21 protein-coding genes are annotated in these 23,175 nt (G+C 74.4%); 12 read left to right on the forward strand and 9 right to left on the reverse strand.

Going from position 1 to position 23,175, the window contains the following annotated elements:
- Positions 1 to 161 precede the first annotated feature (161 nt).
- Positions 162 to 2,555, forward strand: a complete 2,394-nt coding sequence (locus ABZ573_RS24260; protein WP_358121210.1) for a M4 family metallopeptidase — start codon at positions 162 to 164, stop codon at positions 2,553 to 2,555.
- 119 nt (positions 2,556 to 2,674) lie between these two features.
- Entirely contained in the window at positions 2,675 to 3,448 is a 774-nt protein-coding gene (locus tag ABZ573_RS24265) for an enoyl-CoA hydratase/isomerase family protein (protein ID WP_327029802.1), read from the forward strand.
- Positions 3,449 to 3,602: 154 nt separating this feature from the next.
- Here the strand turns inward: ABZ573_RS24265 and ABZ573_RS24270 are convergent, their stop codons facing one another.
- The 4 genes from ABZ573_RS24270 to ABZ573_RS24285 all read right to left on the reverse strand — a co-directional run bounded on the left by ABZ573_RS24270 (position 3,603) and on the right by ABZ573_RS24285 (position 7,797).
- Entirely contained in the window at positions 3,603 to 4,046 is a 444-nt protein-coding gene (locus tag ABZ573_RS24270; protein ID WP_151454751.1) for an HNH endonuclease, read from the reverse strand.
- Positions 4,047 to 4,298: 252 nt separating this feature from the next.
- Positions 4,299 to 5,486, reverse strand: coding sequence for a hypothetical protein (locus ABZ573_RS24275; RefSeq protein ID WP_327029801.1), 1,188 nt, complete (start codon positions 5,484 to 5,486; stop codon positions 4,299 to 4,301).
- Positions 5,487 to 5,682: 196 nt separating this feature from the next.
- Positions 5,683 to 7,215, reverse strand: coding sequence for an FAD-dependent oxidoreductase (locus ABZ573_RS24280; RefSeq protein ID WP_358121214.1), 1,533 nt, complete (start codon positions 7,213 to 7,215; stop codon positions 5,683 to 5,685).
- Positions 7,216 to 7,305: 90 nt separating this feature from the next.
- Positions 7,306 to 7,797 (reverse strand): MSMEG_6728 family protein, encoded by a 492-nt coding sequence (locus ABZ573_RS24285; RefSeq protein WP_151454749.1) that lies wholly within the window; start codon positions 7,795 to 7,797, stop codon positions 7,306 to 7,308.
- A 91-nt stretch (positions 7,798 to 7,888) separates the two neighbouring features.
- On the opposite strand from ABZ573_RS24285, the gene ABZ573_RS24290 reads away from it, so the two are divergent.
- Positions 7,889 to 9,673, forward strand: coding sequence for an NAD-binding protein (locus ABZ573_RS24290; protein WP_327029799.1), 1,785 nt, complete (start codon positions 7,889 to 7,891; stop codon positions 9,671 to 9,673).
- Between the two features lie 40 nt (positions 9,674 to 9,713).
- On the opposite strand, the gene ABZ573_RS24295 is transcribed toward ABZ573_RS24290, so the two are convergent.
- Positions 9,714 to 10,952 carry an APC family permease gene (locus ABZ573_RS24295; RefSeq protein WP_358121218.1) on the reverse strand — a complete coding sequence of 413 codons (1,239 nt, stop codon included), beginning with the start codon at positions 10,950 to 10,952 and terminating at the stop codon, positions 9,714 to 9,716.
- 9 nt (positions 10,953 to 10,961) lie between these two features.
- Positions 10,962 to 11,699, reverse strand: coding sequence for a phosphatase PAP2 family protein (locus tag ABZ573_RS24300; RefSeq protein ID WP_151454754.1), 738 nt, complete (start codon positions 11,697 to 11,699; stop codon positions 10,962 to 10,964).
- 143 nt (positions 11,700 to 11,842) lie between these two features.
- Here ABZ573_RS24300 and ABZ573_RS24305 point away from each other — a divergent pair, with 143 nt between their 5' ends.
- On the forward strand, positions 11,843 to 13,093 hold the full coding sequence (locus ABZ573_RS24305; protein WP_151454746.1) for a DUF4032 domain-containing protein: 1,251 nt from the start codon (positions 11,843 to 11,845) through the stop codon (positions 13,091 to 13,093).
- Between the two features lie 106 nt (positions 13,094 to 13,199).
- On the opposite strand, the gene nagA is transcribed toward ABZ573_RS24305, so the two are convergent.
- The 3 genes from nagA to ABZ573_RS24320 are packed head-to-tail and all read right to left on the reverse strand — an operon-like array spanning position 13,200 to position 16,155.
- A complete protein-coding gene (gene nagA, locus ABZ573_RS24310) occupies positions 13,200 to 14,309 on the reverse strand; it encodes an N-acetylglucosamine-6-phosphate deacetylase (RefSeq protein WP_358121220.1) in 1,110 nt (369 codons plus the stop codon).
- Positions 14,309 to 15,229: an ROK family protein gene (locus ABZ573_RS24315; protein WP_327029795.1), complete on the reverse strand. Its 921-nt coding sequence runs from the start codon at positions 15,227 to 15,229 to the stop codon at positions 14,309 to 14,311. Before ABZ573_RS24315 ends, nagA begins: the two co-directional genes overlap by 1 nt.
- Positions 15,226 to 16,155, reverse strand: coding sequence for an SIS domain-containing protein (locus ABZ573_RS24320; protein ID WP_151454743.1), 930 nt, complete (start codon positions 16,153 to 16,155; stop codon positions 15,226 to 15,228). Before ABZ573_RS24320 ends, ABZ573_RS24315 begins: the two co-directional genes overlap by 4 nt.
- Positions 16,156 to 16,349: 194 nt before the next feature.
- Between ABZ573_RS24320 and ABZ573_RS24325 the strand changes: the two genes are divergently transcribed.
- The 8 genes from ABZ573_RS24325 to ABZ573_RS24360 all read left to right on the forward strand — a co-directional run bounded on the left by ABZ573_RS24325 (position 16,350) and on the right by ABZ573_RS24360 (position 23,135).
- Entirely contained in the window at positions 16,350 to 17,135 is a 786-nt protein-coding gene (locus ABZ573_RS24325) for a DeoR/GlpR family DNA-binding transcription regulator (protein ID WP_091626905.1), read from the forward strand.
- Between the two features lie 153 nt (positions 17,136 to 17,288).
- A complete protein-coding gene (locus ABZ573_RS24330) occupies positions 17,289 to 18,299 on the forward strand; it encodes an ATP-binding cassette domain-containing protein (RefSeq protein WP_358121225.1) in 1,011 nt (336 codons plus the stop codon).
- Complete coding sequence (locus tag ABZ573_RS24335; RefSeq protein ID WP_327029793.1) at positions 18,296 to 19,312, forward strand: ABC transporter permease subunit; 1,017 nt, start codon at positions 18,296 to 18,298, stop codon at positions 19,310 to 19,312. The genes ABZ573_RS24330 and ABZ573_RS24335 overlap by 4 nt, the downstream gene beginning before the upstream one ends.
- 245 nt (positions 19,313 to 19,557) lie before the next feature.
- Entirely contained in the window at positions 19,558 to 20,070 is a 513-nt protein-coding gene (locus ABZ573_RS24340; RefSeq protein ID WP_151454740.1) for a DUF3263 domain-containing protein, read from the forward strand.
- 235 nt (positions 20,071 to 20,305) lie between these two features.
- Positions 20,306 to 21,094, forward strand: coding sequence for a hypothetical protein (locus ABZ573_RS24345; RefSeq protein ID WP_358121229.1), 789 nt, complete (start codon positions 20,306 to 20,308; stop codon positions 21,092 to 21,094).
- Entirely contained in the window at positions 21,091 to 21,483 is a 393-nt protein-coding gene (locus ABZ573_RS24350) for a phage holin family protein (protein WP_151454738.1), read from the forward strand. Before ABZ573_RS24345 ends, ABZ573_RS24350 begins: the two co-directional genes overlap by 4 nt.
- A 22-nt stretch (positions 21,484 to 21,505) precedes the next feature.
- Positions 21,506 to 22,267, forward strand: a complete 762-nt coding sequence (locus ABZ573_RS24355) for a DUF3618 domain-containing protein (protein WP_358121233.1) — start codon at positions 21,506 to 21,508, stop codon at positions 22,265 to 22,267.
- Positions 22,236 to 23,135, forward strand: a complete 900-nt coding sequence (locus tag ABZ573_RS24360; RefSeq protein WP_358121236.1) for a hypothetical protein — start codon at positions 22,236 to 22,238, stop codon at positions 23,133 to 23,135. The genes ABZ573_RS24355 and ABZ573_RS24360 overlap by 32 nt, the downstream gene beginning before the upstream one ends.
- Positions 23,136 to 23,175 lie beyond the last annotated feature (40 nt).

Below are 23,175 nucleotides of genomic sequence, written 5' to 3' on the forward strand. Positions count from 1 at the left end.
TCGGACGCTCGGGGTGGCGATCCGGTTCCCACCAGCGTCGATTCCACCGAACGGCCATTGTCTCAAGCGGAAATCCGATCAACCCTTCTCTTTTTGGCTGGCGCATCGTTGTATCTACATGTGTGACTACCCCCGTCACGCATTCCTGTCCAGGAGGGCACGTGAAGAGACCCCTTGCCGCCGTCGGTGCGGCCCTGCTAGCCGGCGGTCTGCTGACCGGCGTCGGTACCCCGACGCTCGCGGCACCTGCTGCCGCCCCCGCCCCGGGCGGCCCCGCCGCCGCGGCGGCGAGCGTCCTGCGGGCCAACCCCGGTGCCGTCCAGGGCACCGGCGCCGAGTCCTACCAGGTGCACAGCACCAAGGTGGACGCCAACGGCGCCGCCCACACCCGCTACACCCGGACCTACCAGGGCCTGCGGGTGTACGGCGGTGACTTCGTCATCCACACGACCCCGAACGGCGGCTACGCCGGCTCCTCGGTCGGTCTGGACGCCCCGCTGACCCTCCCCACCACGGCGAAGGTCTCCTCCGCCGCCGCGAAGAAGGCCGCCCGCGCCGAGTTCTCCGGCACGCTCACCGCGGTGGGCAACCCGGAGCTCTTCGTCGACGCCAGCTCCGGCAAGGGCCGGCTCGCCTGGGAGACCGTCGTCACCGGCTGGCACCCGGACGGGCAGACGCCGTCGCGGTTCCACGTCGTCACCGACGCCACCACGGGCAAGGTCGTCGGCTCGTACGACGAGATCGAGGCCGTCTCCGGCACGGGCAACAGCGTCTACTCGGGCACCGTCACCGTGGACACCACGCTCTCCGGCAGCACGTACCAGATGATCGACCCGCTGCGCGGCAACGGCTCCACGTGCGACATGAACAACGGCACGTCGACGTGCACCACGTTCACCGACGCCGACAACACCTGGGGCACCGGCGCCGCCTCCAACCGGCAGTCCGCCGCCGTGGACGCGCACCACGGCGCCGCCAAGACCTTCGACTACTTCAAGAACGTGCACGGCCGCAACGGCATCTTCGGCGACGGCCGGGGCGTGCCGAGCCGGGTGCACTACGGCAACAACTACGTCAACGCCTTCTGGGACGGCTCCCGGATGACCTACGGCGACGGCAGCGGCAACTCCCGGCCGCTCGTCTCCATCGACGTGGCCGCCCACGAGATGAGCCACGGCGTGACCGAGAACGTCGTCCCCGGCGGCCTGACCTACTCCGGCGAGTCCGGCGGCCTCAACGAGGCCACCAGCGACATCTTCGGCAACATGGTCGAGTTCTACGCCAACAGCTCCGCCGACCCGGGCGACTACCAGGTCGGTGAAAAGATCAACATCAACGGCAACGGTACGCCGCTGCGCTACATGTACAACCCGTCCCTGGACGGTTCGAGCGACAGCTGCTGGTCCACCTCGACCAGGAGCAAGGACGTGCACTACTCGTCCGGTGTCGCCAACCACTTCTTCTTCAACCTCGCCGAGGGCACCGGGGCCACCTCGTACGGCACCTCGCCGGTCTGCGGCTCCGCCCCGGCGGTGACCGGCATCGGCCGCGCCAAGGCCGAGAAGATCTGGTGGCGGGCGCTGGACGCGTACTTCACCTCCAACACCTCGTACGTCAACACCAGCAACCCGGCCAACACCGCCCGGGCGTACAGCCTGCGCGCCGCGACCGACCTGTACGGCAGCTGCTCCACCGAGTACAAGACCGTCCAGGCGGCCTGGACCGCGGTGAACGTGGCCGGCAACGACGCGCCGTGCTCGACCGGCAACGACTTCTCGGTCTCGCTCTCGCCGACCTCCGGCGCGGTGAACCCGGGCGGCTCGGTCTCCACCACCGTGGCCACGGCCACCACCAGCGGCTCGGCGCAGACCGTGACGCTGTCGGCCTCCGGCCTGCCGAGCGGGGCGACCGCCTCGTTCAGCCCGGCCTCGGTGACCTCGGGCGGCTCGTCGACCCTGACCGTGGCCACCACGGCCGCCACGGCGCCCGGCACCTACACGGTCACCGTGAACGGCGCCGGCTCGGTCACCCGCAGCGCCACCTACACGCTGACGGTGAACGGCACCGGCGGCGGCTGCACCAGCCCGGGTCAGAAGCTCGCCAACGCGGGCTTCGAGTCCGGGGTCACCGCCTGGACGCAGTCCTCGGGCGTGATCGGCCAGCACGGCACCGCGCAGCCGGCCCGCACCGGCACGTGGAGCGCGTGGATGAACGGGTACGGGACCACCCGTACCGAGACGCTCTCCCAGTCGGTGAGCCTGCCGGCCGGGTGCACGTCGTACAACTTCAGCTTCTGGCTGCACATCGACTCGGCGGAGACCACCAGCAGCACCGCGTACGACACGCTGCGGGTGCAGGTGCTCAACTCCTCCGGGACGGTGCTGGCGACCCTCGCCACGTACTCGAACCTGAACAAGGCCGCGGGCTACAGCCAGAAGTCGTTCTCGCTGGCCGCGTACAAGGGCCAGACCGTGACCCTGAGGTTCACCGGCACCGAGGACGTGTCGCTCCAGACGTCCTTCGTCGTGGACGACACCGCGCTCAACGTCTCCTGACGTAGCCGTACCGTCGCCGGCCCGGCGACCACCCCGCCAGGGTGGTCGTCGGGCCGGCGCCGTTATGGTCGCCGCACGCGTCGCCGCTCCCGGCGGCCGGGCGGGACGTCGAAGGGGTGGTGACGGTGGCGGACGCGGAACTCCTCGTCGAGGTGGCCGGGCCGGTGGCGACGGTGGTGATCCGTAATCCGGCGCGGCGCAACGCGATGACCACCGCCATGTGGCGACGGCTGCCGGAGCTGCTCGACGGGCTGGAGGCCGACCCGGCCGTCCGGGCGCTGGTGCTCACCGGCGCGGGGGACACCTTCTGCGCCGGCGCGGACCTGGGCGACCTGGACGAGCTGCTGGACGCCGGTGACGCCAGCATCGCGGTGGCCGCCGAGGAGCGGCTCGCCGCCTTCGCCAAGCCCACCGTCGCCGCCGTCCGGGGCGCGTGCGTGGGCGGCGGCTGTCAGCTCGCCGTCGCCTGCGACCTGCGGGTCGCCACCACCGACGCGCGGTTCGGCGTGCCGCCGGCGCGGCTGGGCCTGGTCTATCCGGCGCCGACCACCCGCCGGCTGGCCCGGCTGGTCGGCCCGGCCGCGGCCAAGCACCTGCTCTTCACCGCCGAGCTGATCGACGCCGAGCGGGCGCTGCGGGTGGGCCTGGTCGACGAGGTGCTGCCGGGCGACGGGCTCGCCGCCCGGGTGGACGAGCTCACCGCCGCCGTGGTCGCCCGGTCGCAGCTCAGCGTCGCCGCCGCCAAGGAGATCGTCGACGGGCGGGCGGACGAGGACCGGATCGCCTGGTGGCACGGGCAGGTCCGGGCCAGCGGCGAGGCCCGCGAGGGCGTTGCCGCCTTCCACGAGCGCCGCCCGGCCCGTTTCGGCTGGGCCCCGCCCGCCCGGCCCTGACCGCTCCACCTCCCGTACCGCCAGGCCGGGTGCCGCCCGGCAGGGACACGGCAGGCCGGGACCCGGCGGGTAGGTGCCGAGAGGTGAGGGGCCGACGGGTGCCGCGCCGAGGGCGTACCCCCGACGCGGCCCCCCGTTCCCGCCGGCCGGTCCGTCACCGCCCCGCCAGCGCCGCCCAGCTCGGCACGGCCGGCTCACGCCGCAGCGGCATGCCCGCCTCGGCCGGCGTCCGGTCGCCCTTGTGCTGGTTGCAGCCGTAGCAGGCGGCGGTCGTGTTCCGCCAGGTGTTCCGGCCGCCGCGCGAGCGGGGCAGGATGTGGTCGATGGTGCCGGCCGGCCCCCCGCAGTACGCGCAGCAGCGCCCGTCGCGGCGCAGCACGCCGGCGCGGGACCAGGCCGGGCCGGCGCTGAACCGCCACCGGGTCACCACGTAGCGGACCAGGCGCACCACCCGGGGCATCGGGAACACCCCGATGACCCGGTCCGGCTCGGCCTCGTGGATCTCGGCGACCCGCCGGCAGAGCATCCGGATCGCGTGCTGGACGGTGACCCGGTGCAGCGGGCCGAGGTCGGCGTTGACGACGAGGACGGCGTCCACCGGTGTCTCCCTTCGTGGCGGTGACGATCTGGACGGGCCGGAGCGCGAAAGAGCCGCCCGGTCCGGGTTACGGACGGGCGGCTCGACGTCGTGCGGGCACGCGTCAGTCGGGCCGGCCGCCCCCGGGGTCTTCGGCACGGTGACGACCGCCGCCGGCCGGCGATGCCGGACGCGTGGGCAGGCACGACGGCACACCGGTGACGTGCGACATCGACATGACCAGCTCCCGCGGCGGTGGTTGACCTTGCGCGATCACGGTAGGTCCGCGGGGGACAGAGGGGCAACGGATTTCGATCGAGGCCCCGGCTCGTCGGGGCGGCGCTGCCGGCGGGCCCGGCCGGCGGCCCGCGCGGCGGCCAGGGGCCGGTCGATGCGTACGGCCATCCGCGCCGTCAGCTCGCTCTCCAGCAGCGGCCGGTTGACCTCCCCGGCGACCGCGAGCGCCGGCCCCGAGACGGTGCGCCAGATCGCGGCCAGCCCGGCGCCCAGCCCGAGCAGGGCCACGGCGGCCCGGGTCACCGGCGGACCGGCGGCGGCGAGCGCGCTCACCCCCACCACGGCGAACAGCACGGCGAGCAGCGGTACGAGCACCGGCCAGAAGATCCCCCGGACGGCCTGCACCACCAGCCTCCGGTCCCGCACGATCAGGTTCCGGGCGACGATGGCGTAGTCCTCCTCGTCCAGCAGGTCCCTCGGGTGCAGCCCGCCGGTGAGCACGCCCTGCCACAGCTCGCCCTGGTTGCGCAGCTCGCGGGCCAGCTCGGGCAGCCCCGCCTCGGTCGGGTCGCCCACGCCCGCCCTGGTGACCGCCGACGCCCACGCCGACAGCGAGTGGCGGACCACCGCGGCCGAGTACGGGGGCAGCACGCTGGCCAGCTCGCCCAGCCAACGGCCGATCTCGAACTGCCGCCCGCCGAAGCGCTGGGCCACCTGCCCGGCGTCGCCGTTCCGCACGGCGTCGCCGTACCGGACGGTGTCGGCCAGCGAGCGTCCCAGCCGGTACGCCAGCCCCACCCGCTGGTTGGTGGACATCGTCCAGCGCAGCAGTTCCACGTTCAGGTCGTCGAGGGCGAGCAGCAGGGCGTCGGCGGACCCGTCGGCCACCCGGCCCCGCGCGTCGGCGGTGGCGGGCACGGGGCCGACGCGCCGGGTCAGCTCGGCGATCTGGGTGAGGGCGACCTCCACGCCGTCCAGGTACATCTGCATGCGCCGCCGCCCCGACATCTCGGTCAGGTTGGAGAGCTTCGCCGGTGCGCCCGCCGGCCGGTCGGCTCCGGGGTCGCGCAGCTCGGCGGTCCGCGCGTGGTGGTAGGCGTCCGCCATCCACCAGCCGAGCCGCAGGGCGGTCACGACGCAGGCCCGCTCGTCGCGAATCAGCGGGTACGCGTCGTCCCGCGGCACGTCGGCGACGAGCGGGCCGTCGTCCGTGCGCGGCGACAATCCGACCTCCCGGCTCACCCCAGACGATCAGCCTAAGTGAACCGAACGGCCGATTTGCCCGGTTTGCTCCTCGTCGCTGGGCGGGCAGGCCCCGGGCCGGTCAGCCCGCCCGGCGCGCAGACCTCGGACCGGTCAGCCCGCCCGGCGCGCAGACCTCGGACCGGTCAGCCCGTCCGGCGCGCAGACCCTGGGCTGGTCAGCCCCGTCCGGCGAGCAGGCCTCGGGGCCGGATCGAGCGGACCGGCTCCGCCGCGGCGCCCTCGGCCCGCAGGACATGGTTGGCCGCGATGATCCCGGTCGCCGCCGACCGCTCCATCAGGGCACTGGGGAAATCGGTGCGGATGCCGTCGCCGGCCAGGTAGAGCCCGTCGGCGTCGGTGCGTACCCCCGGCCGCCAGGCGTGGCTGCCGGGCGTGAACGCTGGCGCCTGCGCCTCCACCCGGGCGCGCAGTTCGCGGACCCGCAGCCGGGCCACCTCCGGCCAGAGCGCGGTCAGCTCGACCCGCATCCGTTCGGCCAGCTCCTCGGCGGGCACGCCCGCGTCGCAGGCGTACGCGTGCAGCTCCACGACCGAGCCGCCGGTGCGCTCGGCCCAGCGGCGGGACTCGTGCTCCAGCCGGTGGTAGAGGGTCACCGAGTCCAGGGTGGGCTGCCGGGACACCCCGCTGAACACCGCCCGGTCTGCGGCGACGTCCCCGTCGCACCAGAAGCGCGCCACCGCGTACGGCGGGCCGGGCCGGCCGAACGCGGGCATCCGCGCCGCCAGCCGGGGCGCGTGGTCCGCCAGGCCGGGCGAGGCGGCGACCAGCGCGGCCAGGGCGGGCGGGTCGACGGCGAGCACCACGTGCCCGGCCGGGTACGACGTGCCGTCGGCGGTCGCCACCCGCCAGCCCTCGCCGTCGCGGGTCACGGCGGTGGCGGCGGCGCCCGTCAGCACCCGGCCGCCGTGCTTCTCCACGTGCCGCGCCAGCGGCTCCCAGATCGCCGTCGCGTAGTCCTCGTCGGGGCAGTCGAAGGCCAGCCCCTCCGGATTGCCCAGCAGGTAGAAGTGGAACTGGGCGATCATCTCCGCCGCCGACATCTCCGCCTCGTGGTTGAAGAACGAGTGGGAGAAGACCTCGAAGAGCATCGCGCGGGCCCGGTCGGGCAGCCGCAGCGAGGCGAGCAGCGCGTCGGCGGTCGTGTCGTCGAACTCGGCGTAGGTGCGCCCCGGGTCGTAGGTGAGCAGCGGCAGCGCGGCGTCCCGGTCCATGCCCCGCAGGTCGCGCAGGCGCAGGCTGGGGCTGCGTAGCAGCAGCGCCAGCAGGTTCATCGGCGGCGCGGGCGGCAGCCTGCCGAACTCCTCGGTGGGCCACTGCTCGCTCAGGATCGGGTAGCCCGGGACCGGCTTGAGGAAGCCCAGCCCCGCGTCCGCGCGGCGCAGGATGGAGCGCCAGTTGTAGTACTGCCGGAAGAACGCGTGGAAGCCGTGCTCGTTCATCTGCCGGCTGCCGTCGGCGAGCGTCTCCGGCCAGGCCCCGAGCCGGCCGCCGAGCGTCGGTGCGGCCTCCAGCACCGTCACCGCCACCCCGCGCTCGGCCAGCACCACCGCCGCCGACATGCCGGCGATCCCGCCGCCGACCACCACCGCCTCGACCCGGCCCGGCACGCGGGGGGCGCCACCACCGCCCGGGTCCACCTCGTGCTCGCGTACGCCGATGAGTCGACCGACCACTTTCGACAGCGCCATGTGCACCTTCCCGCCGGGTGGGTTTCCAGTCTGCCCGCTCAGCCATCGCGGGAACCCTTTCCCGCGGGAAGCGCCTGACGTGCCCCGCCATCACTCCGGCGGCGGGAGGCAGCGCCGTTCCCGGTCGGAGGCGGGCCAGACGTACTCCAGGTCGGGCGGGACGTCGTCGCCGAAGAGCGGCCCGTAGTGGCCGGGGTCCTTACGCAGCAGCGACGAGCGGTGGCTCAGGTGCAGGTCGTCGCGGCCCAGCCAGGGCGGCAACTCCCCGGCCTCGGCCAGCTCGACCTGGGTGCGGACCCGGGTCAGGCCGCAGGCGGCGGCGAGGTCGGCGGTCATCGTGGTCGCGCACGTGTCGGCCCGGCCGGGCTCGCACCAGACCGCGCAGACGTCCAACCCGTACCGGGTGAGGGCCTCCTCGTACCCGGCCCACATCTTCACCGCCGGGTGGTTGCGCCAGCCGTACGTGGGCCAGGTCAGCCCGCGCAGCACCTGGATGGTCTCCACCCGCTGCTTGCCCAGCCGCTTCTGGTCCAGCGTCCGGGCGCTGGCCAGGAAGTCCGGGTACGGCAGGAACGTCTGCATGCCGGTGCTCTACCCGTCGCCGGGAGGGACATGCCGGCGCGACCAGCGTTCATGATCACGGGGCTGCGTCCGGCGCGACCGGCTGACTACGATGCGGCACATGGCGGAGCCCCTGCTGGATCGTGCGCGGCGTGCCGGCCGGCGGCTCCGGGTCAACGGGGACGCGCGGGCGCACTACGTGATCTGTGGTCGCGACGCCCTCGCCTACTGGGTGGTGCGGGCGCTGCTCGCCACCGAGCTCCAGGCCGGCCGCGTCCGGATCACCCTGGTCGTGCCCGAACGACCGCGCTCGGACGAGCCCGACGGGCGGGACCTCCAGGGCGTCGAGGTCGTCCGCGCCGACCGGCTGGACGAGGTGACCTTCCGTCGGGCCGGGCTGGCCGGCGCCGACGGGCTGGCCCTGCTGCACCAGGACGACGTCGGCAACATGCACGCCGCGCTCTGCGCGCAGGAGGTCGAGCCCCGGCTGCGGCTGGTGGTGCGGATGTTCAACACCGGCCTCGCCAACGGGGTGCGGCAGATCTTCCCCGACTCGGCCGTGCTCTCCGACGCCTCCATGGCCGCCCCCGCCTTCGTGGCCGCCGCGTTGGGCGAGGTCGCCCCCACCCACTTCCGGCACGGCGGGCGCACCCTCTACGTGGCCCGCCGCGAGGACGTACGTCCGCCCGACGTGGTCTGCGGGGTCGCCGACACCCGCGACCCGCAGCAGGTCCGGCTGCTGCCCGCCGACGAACGCGCGGCCGACTTGGTGATCGCCGAGGCGACCGGGACGCCGCCGGGGACGGAACTGGCCGCCCGCCGGCTGGTGCGGGCCCGCCGGCGTCGCCGCCCCCTGACGGTGCTGCTGCGCGCGGTGCGCAGCTTCGCCACCCGCAAGATCGGCGTCGCGGTGATCGTGCTGCTGGCGGTGATCGGGGTGCTCGGCTCGCTCAACGGCTACGCCGCGCACGAGGACTGGGCCGACTCGCTCTACCTGACGCTGGTGACCACCCTGACCGGGCAGGATCCGAACCCCGACAAGTCGGCCGCCGAGCAGGTCATGCAGGTGGTGCTCAACCTGGCCGGGCTGGCGCTGATCCCGCTGATCACCGCCGTGGTGGTGGACGGCATCGTCAACGCCCGGCTGGCTCTGCACTCCGGCCGCATCCAGCCCGAGCGCTCCGGGCACGTGGTGGTGGTCGGGCTGGGCAACGTCGGCACCCGGGTGATGGCCCAGCTCTGCGACTTCGGCGTCGAGGTGGTGGCGATCGACAAGGTGCCCGAGCCGCGCGGTGGCGCGCTGGCCCGGCGGCTCGGCGTACCGCTGATCGTGGGCGACGCCGCGCTGGAGGAGACGCTCCAGTCGGCGTCCGTGGGCGGCTGCCAGGCACTGGTGGTGGTCTCCACCGACGACGAGACCAACCTCCAGGCGGCGCTCATCGGCCGGGCCGTCAACCCGGAACTCCAGGTGGTGCTGCGCCTCTTCGACGGCCACTTCGCCGAACGTATCCAGCAGGCGTTCGGCATCGGCGTCTCGCGCAGCGTGTCGTACCTCGCCGCGTTCTCGTTCTCCGCCGCGCTGCTGGACCGCGCCGTGATCGCCACCATCCCGGTCGGCCGGCACGCGCTGCTGGTCACCGAGGTCTCCGTCGCCGCCGGGTCGTCGCTGGACGGCAGGCCGCTCGCCGCCGTCGGGCGGGCCGAGAGCGTACGCCTGCTGGCGCACGCCCGGGCCGGCCAGCGCCTCGACTGGGCGCCCGATGCCCGGCTGGTGATCGTCGCGGGCGACCGGCTGACGGTGGTGGCCCGCCGGGCCGGCCTGAACGCCCTGCTCCGCGAGGCCGCGCCCCCGCCGGAGGACCCGGTCACGCCCGCGCCCCGCCAGCCGGAGGAGTGACGGCGCCCGGTCCGCCGTGCTGCGCGTCCCGGGAGCGGCGTCAGGCCCGGCGCGGGCGCAGGGCGTACCAGAGGGCGCCGACGGCGAGCACGGCGACGCCGGCGAGCACGCTGGCCGGCGGCAGGTTGACCGCGAGCAGCAGGCAGCCGGCCAGCCCCAGCACGGCCAGCGCCCGCACCGGCAGCCGCCGGCCCGGGTCCCGGCCCAGCGTCAGCGCGGCGGCGTTGGTGATCGCGTAGTAGACCAGCACGGTGCAGCTGGAGAAGCCGATCGCGCCGCGTACGTCGCCCAGCAGCACGATCGCCACCACCACGGCGGCCACGGCCAGCTCCGCCCGGTGCGGCACCCGGTGCACCGGGTGGACGGCGGCGAGCGCCCCCGGCAGGTCGCGGCGGCGGGCCATCGCCAACGCGGTGCGCCCCACCCCGGCGAGCAGGGAGAGCAGCACCCCGGTCACCGCCACCGTCGCCCCGGCCCGCACCAGCCACGCCAGGCCGGGCAGCCCGGCGGCCGTCACCACGTCGGCCAGGGGCGCGGCGGAACCGGCCAGCCGGTCGGCCCCGAGCACACCGACCGTGACCACGGCGAGCACCAGGTAGACCGCCAGCACCACGCCGAGGGCCAGCGGGACCGCCCGGGGGATGGTCCGCGCCGGGTCGCGTACCTCCTCGCCGAGGGTGGCGATCCGCGCGTATCCGGCGAAGGCGAAGAAGAGCAGCCCGGCGGCCGTGAGCACGCCCCGACTGCCGCCGCCGAGGTCGCCGAGCCGGTCGAGCGAGACGTCACCGCCGGCCGCGCCGGCCACCGCGACCAGGGCCAGCACCGCCAGCACCACGCCCACCAGGATCTTCGTCGCGGTCGCGGTCCTGCCGATGCCGCGCAGGTTCACGGCGGTCACCGCCGCCACCGCGCCGACGGCGACGAGCCGGGCCTGCCCCGGCCAGAGGTACGCCCCGATGGTCAACGCCATCGCCGCGCAGCTCGCCGTCTTGCCGGCCACGAAGCCCCAGCCGGCCAGGAACCCGGCGAACGGGCCGAGCCGCTCCCGCCCGTACACGTAGGTGCCGCCGGATTCGGGGTAGCGGGCCGCGAGCCGGGCCGAGCTGGTCGCGTTGCAGAAGGCGATGAAGCCGGCCAGCACCAGCGCCGCCAGCAGGCCGGCCCCGCCGGCCGCCGCCGCGGCGGGCGCGAAGACCACGAAGACGCCCGCGCCGAGCATCGACCCCAGGCCGATGACCACCGCATCCCGTACGCCCAGCCGGCGTGCCAGTCGATCCACGGCGGGACCCTAGGGGGCGGAGATGAACGGACGGTTCCAGTCCCGCAGCGCTCCCGGCAGCGGCAGGTCGTCCCAGGGCACCCGGTGCACCAGCCGGTCGAGGAGAAGCCCCAGCAGCAGCCCGGCGACCGAGTCGGTCAGCCAGTGCCAGCCGAGGTAGGTGGTGGTGCAGAGCACCACCACCGGCGGCACGACCCGGACCACGGTGACCAGCCGGGGCGGCACGGTCCGGCCGTACGTGCGCAGCAGCGGGGCGAGCAGCAGCGCGATGACGCCGTACCAGAGGATCGCGTTCGCGACGTGGCCGGACGGGTAGGACTGGGCGAACTTCAGCGGCAGCTCGTCCTGGAACAGCGGGAGGGTCTGCTCGGCGGGGAGGAAGGGTTCCTTGACGCTCGCGCTGGGCGCGGGCCGGGCGGTCCACACCTTGAGCGGGCCGATGGTCAGGTAGCTGAGGGCGAAGGCGAGCACCGGCGGCAGCACCGGGCGGACCGACCTCAGCCGCACCGCGAGCAGCACCCCGAGCCCCAGGGCGATCAACGTCAACGGGGTGCCCTGGCCCAGGTAGTTGAGCACCACCGCCGTCCAGTGCGCGGCCGTCGGCCGGTGCGCCTCCGACCAGTCGGCGATCGCGCGGTCGATCCCGAAGAGCCGCTCACCGGCGAGGGCCACGGTCAACCCGACGAGGGCGGTCAGCAGCAGCGCGTCGAACCACCAGCCGGCCGGCCGGACCGGCCGGAGCTGCATCTTTGCCCGTACCGTCGTGGTCTCCCGCACCCCGACCACGCTACCGGCCCCGGTCGGCGCCGGATGGGGACGGGCCGGGGCCGCCTGTGTGCCGAGCCACGAAGGGAGGCGCTCGGCGGGGGGTACCCGTCAGACTTGTCCCCGTGCGGATCACCTCGGCCCTCGTGGACCCGGCGTTGCTCGACCTACCTTGGTCGACCCCGCTGGAGGAGTGGCCTGCGCAACACCTGGTGGCGCTGCCGCAGGGCATCTCCCGGCACATCGTCCGCTTCGTCCGGCTGGGTGAGTACGTCTACGCGTTCAAGGAGACCCGCGAGCGGATCGCCGAGCGGGAGTACGACCTGCTCCGCGCCCTGGAGCGGATCGACTTCCCGTCGGTCGAGGCGGTGGCGATCGTCGCCGACCGGCAGACCGACGACGGGGAACCCCTCGAGTCGGTGCTGATCACCCGGCACCTGCAGTTCTCGCTGCCCTACCGGGCGCTCTTCTCGCACACCCTGCGCCCGGAGACGATGGGCCGGCTGCTCGACGCGCTGGCCGCCCTGATCGTCCGGATGCACCTGACCGGCTTCTTCTGGGGCGACTGCTCGCTGTCGAACACCCTCTTCCGGCGGGATGCCGGAGCCTTCGCCGCCTACCTGGTGGACGCCGAGACCGGCGCCCTGCACCACTCCCTCTCCAACGGCCAGCGCGGCGAGGACCTGGAGATCGCCCGGGTCAACATCTTCGGCGAGGCGCTCGACCTCCAGGCCGCCGGGCTGCTGCACGAGTCGATCGACCCGGAGGTGGTCTGCGAGGAGGTCGTGCAGCGCTACGAGCGGCTGTGGCACGAGATCACCTACGAGCAGCAGGTCGAGCGGGAGGCCCGGCACGACATCGAGGGGCGGATCCGCCGCCTCAACGAGCTGGGCTTCGACGTCGCCGAGGTGGCCATGTCCACGATCGACAACGGGCGCTACCTGGTCCGGCCGAAGGTGGTCGACGCCGGCTACCACACCCGGCGGCTGCTCCGCCTGACCGGCCTCGACGCCGAGGAGAACCAGGCCCGCCGGCTGCTCAACGACCTGGACGCCTACCGGGCGGAGAGCTACCTGATGGACGAGCAGCAGGCCGCGCACCGCTGGCTGACCGAGGTCTTCGAGCCGGTGGTCCGGGCCGTGCCCGCGCACCTGCGCCGCAAGCTGGAGCCGCAGGAGCTCTTCGCCCAGATCATCGAGCACAAGTGGCTGCTCTCCGAGCGGGCCGGCCGGGATGTCGGGATGGCCCCGGCCGTGCAGTCGTTCCTCTCCGACGTGCTGGTGCACCGCCCCGACGAGCAGGCGGTGCTCGGCGACGTGGTGGCGGGCGGTGATGGTCCTTCCGGCGGACTGTCTCCGCGACCGCTGTCGAGCTGATGTCGTAGACGATTCGGCCTGTGCGCCCTGTGTGATGTCGTAGACGATTCAGCTCGACAGCGCGGACGTGAGCCCCTCCGCCCGGGTGGGCTGTCGCCTCGCTGCGTCACTCCAGCCAGGAGCCGCCGCGCATCACCCGGACCACGTTGAGGTCGTCGTCGAGCACCACCAGGTCGGCCCGGAGTCCGACCTGGAGCGCGCCCAGCTGGTCGCCGAGGCCGATGGCACGGGCCGGCGTGGTGGCCGCCATCCGGACGGCGTCCGCGATCGGGATCCCGGCGCCCACCGCGTGCCGCAGCGCGGCGTCCATGGTCAGGGTGCTGCCCGCGATCGCGCCGTCGCGGGCCAACCGGGCCACGCCGTCCGCCACCGTGACCGTCTGGCCGCCCAGGTCGTACTCGCCGTCGGCCATGCCGGCGGCGGCCATCGCGTCGGTGATCAGGGCGGACCGCTCGGGGCCCGCCGTCGAGGTGGCGAAGGCCAGCATCCCGTCGTGCAGGTGCACGCCGTCGGCGACCAGCTCGCAGACCACGTTCGGGGCGTCCAGCAGGGCCACCACCGGGCCGGGCTCGCGGTGGTGCACCGGCCGCATCCCGTTGAACAGGTGGGTGCCGACGCTCGCGCCCGCCGCGACGGCGGCGCGGGTCTCGTCGTACGTGGCGTCGGTGTGGCCGACCGCGGCGACCACCCGGTGCGCGGTGAGCAGCTTGATCGCCTCCAGGGCGCCGTCCCGCTCGGGGGCGAGGGTGACCATCCGGACCGCCCCGCCACCCAGCTCGATCAGCTCGGCCAGCTCGTCGGTGGACGGGTCGCGCAGGTACTCGGGGTTCTGCGCGCCGCAGCGGGCCGAGGAGAGGTACGGCCCCTCGAAGTGGATCCCGGCCAGCACCCCCTCGGCGACCAGCGGGGCGAACGCCTCGGTGGCCGAGCGCATGAGCACGAAGGGCGAGCTGACCAGGCTGGCCAGCAGGGTGGTGGTGCCGCGCCGCAGGTGGAAGTCGGCGGCCTGCCGGGCCTGCCCGGCGTCGCCCGTGGTGAAGGTGTGCCCGCCGCCGCCGTGCGTGTGCATGTCGACGAAGCCCGGCACGATCCAGTGCCCGTCGCGGACCGACGGATACTCGGCCACCGCCCGAATCCGACCCTCGTCGACCTCCACGCAGCCCTGCCGGATCACGCCGGTCGGGGTCACCACCTTGCCGTTCACCCGAAGAGCCATCACTTCTCCAGACTGTCGAGGGCGAGCAGGGCGGCGCCGAGGCAGCCGGCCTCGTCGCCGAGGGCCGCCGCGACCAGGCGCGGCTCCCGGTGGAACGTCATCCGCTCGTGCAGCGCGGCCCGCAGCGGGTCGAACAGCAGCGCGCCGGCCCGCGCCAGCCCGCCGCCGATCACGACGGTCTCCACGTCGAAGAGGGCCTGGCCGGTGGCGAGGCCGTCGGCGAGCGCCTCCACGGCCTCCCGCCAGACGTCCGCCGCCAGCGGCTCGCCGGCCGCCGCCCGGTCGGCCACCTCGGCGGCCGTCGCCGGGACGCCGGCCCGCGCCGAGTAGAGCCGGCCGATCGCGGAGGCGGAGGAGACCGCCTCCAGGCACCCGGGACGGCCGCAGCCGCAGCGCGGCCCGCCGGGGCGTACCAGAATGTGGCCGATCTCGCCGGCGGCGCCGTGCGCGCCGGTGGCCGCCCTGCCACCGACCAGGTGCGCGGCGGCGATCCCGGTGCCGATCGCGACGAAGAGGACGTGCGCGGCGTCGCTGCCCGCGCCGAGCCGGGCCTCGGCCAGGCCGCCGGCGCGCACGTCGTGGCCGACCGCCGTCGGCAGTCCGAGCCGTGCCTGCGCCAGGTCCCGCAGCGGTACGTCCCGGAAGCCGACGTTCGCCGACCAGACGGCGACCCCGCGCGCCTCGTCGATCACCCCGGGTACGGCGATGCCGATCGCGACCGGGTCGAGCCCGTCGGCGCGGGCCTTGCCGGCCAGCCCCTCGGCGATCCCCAGGACCGTGTCGACGACGGCGTCCGGGCCGCGCTCCGCGTCGGTGGGGTGCCGCTCGGTGTGCAGCACGGCACCGTCGGCCCGGACCAGGGCGCACTTCATCCCGGTGCCGCCGACGTCCAGCGCGACGACGACGTCGGCTGGCCTCACGCGAGGACCACGGAACGGGTCAGGTGCCGGGGCGCGTCCGGGTCGAGGCCCCGGCTGGTGGCGAGCGCGACGGCGAAGCGCTGCGCCAGGATCAGGTCGGCCATCGGGTCGACGGGCGTACGGCCGGCGGCCCAACTGCCCAGCACCGTGCGGCAGCCGTGGGTGCGGCTGTGCACGAACGCCGCTCCGGTCGCCGCCACGTCCTCCGGCAGCCCGTCGGGCAGTTCGCCGAACGCCCAGACCAGCCGGCCCGGTGCGGCGATCGAGATCGGCCCGTGCCGGTAGTCCATCGCCGGGTACGCCTCGGCCCAGAAGGTGGCCGCCTCGCGGCACTTCAGCGCGGCCTCCTGGGCGAGCCCGACCGTCCAGCCCCGGCCGAGGAAGGTGGCCTGCTCGATGCGGGTCGGGTCGATCGGCAGCGGGGCGCGTACGGCCACCTCCGCGTCGGCGGCGAGCGCGTCGATGTTGTCGCCGAGGTGGGCGCGGAGCAGGGCCAGGGCGGTGGTCGCGAAGCGGGTCTGCACCACCGAGCGCTCGTCGGCGAAGGGCATGGTCACCGCCGCGTCGGCCAGCGCGACGGCGGGGGAGTCGGGGTCGCCGACCAGGACGGTGCTCGGCACCCGCCCGCGCAGGGCGGCGATCAGCTCGGTGACCTCGGTGGTGGTGCCGGAGCGGGTGATCGCGACGAGCCGGTCGTAGCGCCGGCCGGCGGGGAACTCGGAGGCCTGGAAGGCGTCGGTCTCGCCCTGGCCGAGGTGCTCGCGGCGGGCCGCGTACGCCATCGCCATGAACCACGACGTGCCGCAGCCCACGACGGCGACCCGCTCCCCGGGCCGGGGGAGGTGGTCCGTCGCGGTGGCGGCGAGTCGCGCCGCCTCCCGCCAGCAGTCGGGCTGGCTCGCGATCTCGGCGTCGACGTACGACATGAGAACTCCTACGCAGGGGAGCGGTGCGCAATACGGCTCGTTAGAGCCGCCTTTCGCGCGTTATTCTGCGCGAAAGCGGCTGGCTGTGGCAACCAGCCCCGGCATCGCGCAAGACAGGGTTTTGCGCCCTCGTAGTTTCGCGCACTACTGTGCACGCAATCAATCACCGACCGCGCAGTAACTGGAGGGCCCGGGTGGACCGGTACGCCAGATGGAACGCCCTGCTCGAGATGCTGACCGACAACGGCCGCGTCAGCGTCGAGGAGGCGGCCGAGCGGCTGGACGTCTCCCAGGCCACCATCCGGCGCGACTTCGACCAGCTCGCCCAGCAGCAGATGATCACCCGGACCCGGGGTGGCGCGGTCGCCAACGGCGTCTCGTACGACCTGCCGCTGCGCTACAAGACGGCCAAGCACTCGGCGGAGAAGCAGCGGATCGGCGCCGCCGCCGCGGCGCTCGTCTCGCCGGGCACCGTGGTGGGCCTCAACGGCGGCACGACCAGCACGGAGGTGGCCCGGGCCCTCGCCGTCCGGCCCGACCTGAACACCAGCGCCGAGGGCGCCCAGCTCACCGTGGTCACCAACGCGCTGAACATCGCCAACGAGCTGCTGGTCCGCTCCCGGATGAAGGTCGTGGTGGCCGGCGGCGTGGTCCGCCCGAAGTCGTTCGAGCTGGTCGGCCCGCTGGGCGGGGCGCTGCTGCGCGAGGTCACCCTCGACGTCGCCCTGCTCGGCGTGGACGCGATCGACCCGCAGCTCGGCGCCGCCGCCCACCACGAGGGCGAGGCGGCGATGAACAACCTGATGGTGGCCCGGGCCAAGCGGGTCGTCATCATCGCCGACTCGTCCAAGTTGGGCGGTCACGCCTTCGCCCGGATCTGCCCGGTGGACCGGGTGGAGACGCTGGTCACCGACTCCGGAGCCAACCCCGAGGTGGTGGAGGCGTTCCGCGCCGCCGGCGTCACGGTCATCTGCGCCTGACGTTGAAAGGAAGGGCACCTTCCTGACGTCTGGTGCACAGGAAGCGCCCCTTCCTTTCACGCGTTCGGCGCGTCGCATGCATACCGGGTATTGCGGGGATCTGCATACCGCGTATGGTGTCGCGTGTCATACACCCATCGGGGGAGGTGCAGCTTGCCAGCTGTCCTGGAGATCGAAGGTCTCCGCAAGACGTACAAGAGCCGCCGGCGCGGCACCCGCAACGCGCTCGACGGTTTCGACATGCGGGTCGAACAGGGGCAGGTGCACGGCTTCCTCGGCCCCAACGGGTCGGGCAAGACCACCACGCTGCGTACGCTGCTCGGCCTGATCCGGCCCAACGACGGCCGGATGACGATCCTCGGCCACGAGGTGCCGGCGGCGCTGCCCGCCGTCGCCGGTCAGGTCGGCGCGATCGTGGAGAGCCCGCAGTTCTTTCCGCACTTCACCGCGCGGGACACCCTGTCCCTGCTCGCCGGCGCGGGCGACGTGCCGCAGCACCGGGTCGACGAGGTGCTGGAGCTGGTCGGGCTGCGCGACCGCGCCGGCGAGCGGGTCAAGACCTACTCGCTGGGCATGAAGCAGCGGCTCGCCGTCGCCTCGGCCCTGCTGAAGAACCCGAAGCTGCTGATCCTCGACGAGCCGGCCAACGGCCTCGACCCGGGCGGCATCCGGGAGATGCGCACCCTGACGCGCAACCTCGCCGAGTCGGGGATGACAGTGGTGCTCTCCAGCCACATCCTCGGCGAAATCCAACTGATCTGCGACTCGGTCACCATCATCTCGCTGGGCCGGCGGGTGGCCTTCGGCCCGGTCGAGCAGGTGCTCGCCCAGCACTCCTCGGGCGCGGTCCGGGTGCGGCTGGAGGCGGTCACCGACCTGCCGGTCGCCGCCGACGCGCTGACCCGGGCCGGGATCCGGGTGGCGGGCCAGGCCGACCACCTGATGCTCGCCGGGGTCGACAAGCCGGCCACGGTGACCCGGCTCCTCGCCGAGCAGGGTCTCTACGTCAGCGAGCTCGCCCCGGTCGCCGTCGACCTGGAGAGCGTCTTCCTCGAACTGACCGCCACCGCGCCGGTACCCGGCCAGCACCGGCAGGTCGACCAGTCCACGAAGGTCGGTGGCGCGGGGCAGCCCGGTCCCACCGGGGGAGGGTGGGGCGCGTGAGCCTCTACCGTACGGAGTTGCGCCGGCTCGCCAAGCGGCGCTTCACCCGCTGGATGGGCCTGCTGGGCCTGCTGGTGCTCGCGGCCGTGGTGGTCGGTGTCTTCTTCACCAACGAGAAGATCGACGCCAACGCGCTGGCGAAGGCCGAGCGCGCCGCCGAGCAGCAGTGGCAGCAGGACGTCCGCCACAACACGCAGTACCGCGCGGAGTGCGAGAAGGCGAAGGCGGCCGGCACGGCCCAGTCCGGGGAGTTCCCCGACGACTGCGCGATGATCCAGCCCCCGCCCCGGGACGCGATCCAGGCGGGCTGGTTCCTGCCCTCCACGTTCGACTTCCGGGAGAACTTCGGCGACACGCTGCTGCCGCTCGCGGCGATCCTGGCGCTGGTCGGGTTCGTCGTGGGGGCCTCGTTCGTCGGGGCGGAGTGGAACACCGGCGGCATGATGAACCTGCTGCTGTGGCGGCCGAAGCGGCTGACCGTACTGCTGACGAAGCTGGCGGCGCTGCTCACCGGGCTGGTCGCCCTGGCGGTGCCCACGACGGCGCTCTGGTTCGGCAGCTTCTGGCTGGTCGCCACGTTCCGTGGCAGCACGGCGAAGATGACCTCCGGGGCGTGGCAGTCCTTCGCCCTGACCGGGCTGCGCGGGCTGGTGCTCGCACTGGTCACCGCGACCATCGGCTTCGCGCTCGCCTCGCTGGGGCGGCACACCGCGATGGCCCTGGGTGGGGTGATCGCCCTGATGGTCGTCGGCCAGTTCGGCCTCGGCATCCTGCTGGCGATGGCCGGCGTGCGCTTCGCCGAGGCCTGGCTGCTGCCGACCTACGCCCTGGCGTGGATGCAGAAGAAGGTGACCCTGGAGGACTGGAACACCTGCCAGGCCACCTACTTCGGCGAGTGCAAACCGGACACGCTGGACATCACCTGGCAGCAGTCCTCGGTGATGATGGCGGTCGGATTCGTGGTGATCCTGGGCGCGGCCCTCTGGGCGATGCGCCGGCGGGACATCTCCTGACCGCCGGCGGTGCGACCGGCGGCTCTCCCCGGCCCCGGTCGCACCGCCCAAGCCTGGCCCGGGGATGACGAACCGGCGCAATCAGGGCAGAGCGTGGTGGGTTCGCGGGCCGGACACGACGTGAACCGGAGCGGTCACGTTCCGGCACTGTCGTCCGATGCGAACCGGGTCTGCCCTGGTTAGGCTGGGGTCCCCCCACCGGTCGGCGTCGTGGTGTGCCGCCCGCCAGCCCCACGAGGAGCGCCATGCAGCCCGCCGACGCCGCCCCGGCCGCCACCGAGCCGCCCGCGCCGGGCCGGCCCGGCGAAGCCGGCGCGACCGTCGGGGCGGACCCCACCGGGGAGGCGCGGGACACCGGCAGCGTCGTTCCCCAGCCGCGTACCGGTCCGGGCGCCGGGACGCCGACGGTCCCGCAGCCCCGCTCGGCGCCGGAGCCGGACGCCGCCGTGGCGGCGCCCAGCGAGGCCGGCGCCCCGCCGAGCGTGGCCGGCACCGACGCCGACGCCCCGGCGGACGCCCGGCCCGAGAGTGGCCTCACCGAGCGTGAGCGCGGCATCCTCGCCTTCGAACAGCAGTGGTGGCGGCACGCCGGCGCCAAGGAACAGGCCATCCGGGACACCTTCGGCCTCTCGGCCACCCGCTACTACCAGTTGCTGAACGGGCTGCTCGACAACCCGGCCGCCCTCGCCGCCGAGCCGGTGCTGGTCGGGCGGCTGCGCCGGCTCAGGTCCTCCCGGGCCCGCAACCGCCGCCGCTGACCGCTGTCGTACTCCCCGACCGGTCCCGGCCCCGCCGACCCCGTTCCGACCGACCGGTCCGGTGCCGTCCGCGTGCCGGCACGCCCAGGCGGCCCGCAGCTCCTACCCCCGACGCCGGTACGGAATGTCGGCGATCCGCGCGGGTACGCGGGTGTCGTTCCGGGCCGCATCTCGCGGCCGGTTCACGTTCCGGGCCGTGTGACCTGCGGCCCGGGGCCGACGGAGGGAGCGGGCGATGACGCAGATCAACCCGAGCCGGCCACCGGACGGTGCGACCGGCACCGCACAGCAGACCCGGCAGGAGGCGTCCCGGGTCGGGCACCAGGCGGCCCAGACCGGCGGACACCTCGCGCACACCGCCGCCGAGAAGGGCGCACACGCTGCGCACACCGCCGCCGAGAAGGGCGGACACGTCGCGCACGCCGCTGCGGAACAGGGCGGACACGTGGCGTCGGAGGCCGGGCGGCAGGCGCGCCACCTGACCGGTGAGGCCGGCACGCAGTTGCGCGACCAGGCCCGGGCGCAGCAGCACCGGGCCGCCGACGGGCTGCGCGGCATCGGGCGCGAACTCAGCTCGATGGCGGAGCGGAGCGAGGACTCCGGAATGGCCGCCCAGGCGGTCCGCCGGGCCGCCGACGCCGCCCAGCAGGCGGCCGGCTGGCTCGACGAGCGCGAACCCGGGGCGATGCTCCACGACGTGCGGTCGTACGCGCGCCGGCACCCGGGCACCTTTCTGGCCGGTGCGGCCCTGGCCGGCATGCTGGTCGGGCGGCTCACCCGGAACCTGACCGCGTCGGGCGACGGGGCGCGGGGCGAGGGCCAGCCGTCGATGCCGCCGACCGGGCCGGGTACCGCGCCCACCGGGCCGACCGCCGCGTCCACCACGGCCGGGTCGCAGCCGTACGAGCGGACGGCCGAGGCGCCGTACCTGCCCGAGGGGGCGTACACCGGGACGGCCCGGGTGCGCAACGCCTCGCCGTCGGGTCGGCAGGGGCCGGACATCCCGGGCGGGGTGGCGCCGTGAGTGCCCCCGAGAAGGAGCGGACGCAGTCGGTCGGCGACCTGCTGGGCGACGTGACCCGGGACTTCTCCGTGCTGGTCCGCAAGGAGGTCGAACTGGCCAAGGCGGAGCTGCGCGAGGAGGCGGGTCAGGTCGGCAGGCTCGCCGGCATGTTCGGCGGGGCCTCGCTGGCCGGTTTCCTGACGGTGCTGTTCGTGTCGTACGCGCTGTGGTGGGGGCTGTCCAACGTGATGGACCAGAGCTGGGCGGCGCTGATCGTGGCCGTCATCTGGGGTGCCGTCACGGGTGTCCTGCTCGCCAGGGCGCGCAAGGAGAAGGAGCAGCTCCGCTCGGTGCTGCCCCGCACGAGGCAGACCGCACGGGAGATACCGGACGCGGCACGCGGCCGGTGAACCAGCCGGGAGGGAGCAGATCATGTCCAACGATCCGGACCGGATCCGGTGGGAGATCGAGAACACCCGGAACGAACTGAGCAGCGACGTCGACGCGCTGGCCGACAAGGTCAACCCGCGGCGGATCGCCGGTGAGCGCGTCGGGCAGGCCCATGGCGCGTTCACCCGGGCCAGGGAGAAGGTGATGGGCGTGCAGTCTGACGGGCACGGCGCCGCACAGCGGATGTCGCAGGCGACAGGTCAGCGGATGTCGCACGCGGCCGATTCGGCGCGGGAGTTCGGCGGGCAGTCCCGCGAACGGGTGTCACACGCGGCCGATTCGGCGCGGGCGCTCGGGGAGCAGTCCCGGGAGCAGATGTCGCACATGGCCGGGTCGGTGCGGGAGGAGGCCCGCTCGCTCGGGCAGCAGTCCCGCCAGCAGGCGCAGGGCAACCCCCTGGCGGCCGGCCTGATCGCCTTCGGCGCCGGGCTGCTGGTCTCGTCGCTGATCCCGCCCAGCCGCCCCGAACGGCACTGGGCCGGGCAGGCCAAGGACATGGTCGGCGAGCATTCCGACCAGCTGCGGGCGCAGGCCAGACACCTGCGGGAGCAGGCCGGCGAGGTGGGCCGCGAGATGGGCCACGAGGTCAGTCACAACATGCGCGGACCGGCGCAGGAGGCGGCCCGGGCGGTCGGTTCGACGGCCGCCAGTGGCGCGTCCGCCGTCCGGGATCAGGGCCGGTCGGCCGCCCACCAGATGCAGGGGCAGGCGCATGAGACCGCCGACGACCTCCGTCGCCGCTGAGGCGACCCGGGTGGTCGGGGCGGCGCGGACGATGCGGGTACGCTCCGCGTCCGCGCCGCCCCCCGGCCGGGCGGTCAACGAGGACCTGGTCCTTCGGTTCGGGCCGCTGGTCGGCGTGCTGGACGGCGCCAGCGTGCCGGAGGGCTTCGACACGGGCTGCGCGCACGGCACCGCCTGGTACGTCCGGCACCTTGCGGCCCGGCTCGGGCTGGCGGAGGCGGTCCGCCCGACGGCGACCCTGATGAGCAACCTGGCGGCGGCGATCCTCGCGGTCCGGGCCGACCACGGCGACGAGTGCGACCTGGACCATCCGGGCACCCCGTCGAGCACGGTCTGCCTGCTGCGCGACGGGGGCGACCACCTCGACTACCTCGTGCTCTGCGACAGCCCGCTGGTGCTCGACGCCGGCGGTCGGATCGGCGTCGTCACCGACGACCGACTGGACGCCGCCACGGCGGAGCTGCGGGCCATGGTCGAGGCCCTGCCGGCCGGCGGGGCCGATCGGGTCGCCCGGATCCGGCAGGCGGTCGACATGCAGCGGGCGCGGATGAACCGTACCCACGGTTACTGGGTGGCGGCCGCCGACCCGGACGCGGCGTTCCACGCGGTGACCGGGACCCTGCCGCTGCGGGGGCCGGGCGCGGTACGCCGGGCAGCGCTGCTCAGCGACGGCGCGTCGGCCCTGGTGGAGCAGTTCGGCGTCCTCGACTGGGCGGGGCTGCTGGACGTGGCGACCGCCGAGGACCCCGGCGCGTTGATCGACCGGGTACGCGTCGCCGAGCGGGACCATCCGGACCGGTTGCGCCGGCACAAGCCCGCCGACGACGCCTCCGTGGTGCTCTGCGAGTTCGACGCCGAGACACCCTGACCGGCCCGCGGGCAGGCGGTCCGCCAACCCGTCACCCCGG

The organism is Micromonospora sp. NPDC007220 (assembly GCF_040634035.1).
Classification (GTDB): domain Bacteria; phylum Actinomycetota; class Actinomycetes; order Mycobacteriales; family Micromonosporaceae; genus Micromonospora; species Micromonospora reichwaldensis.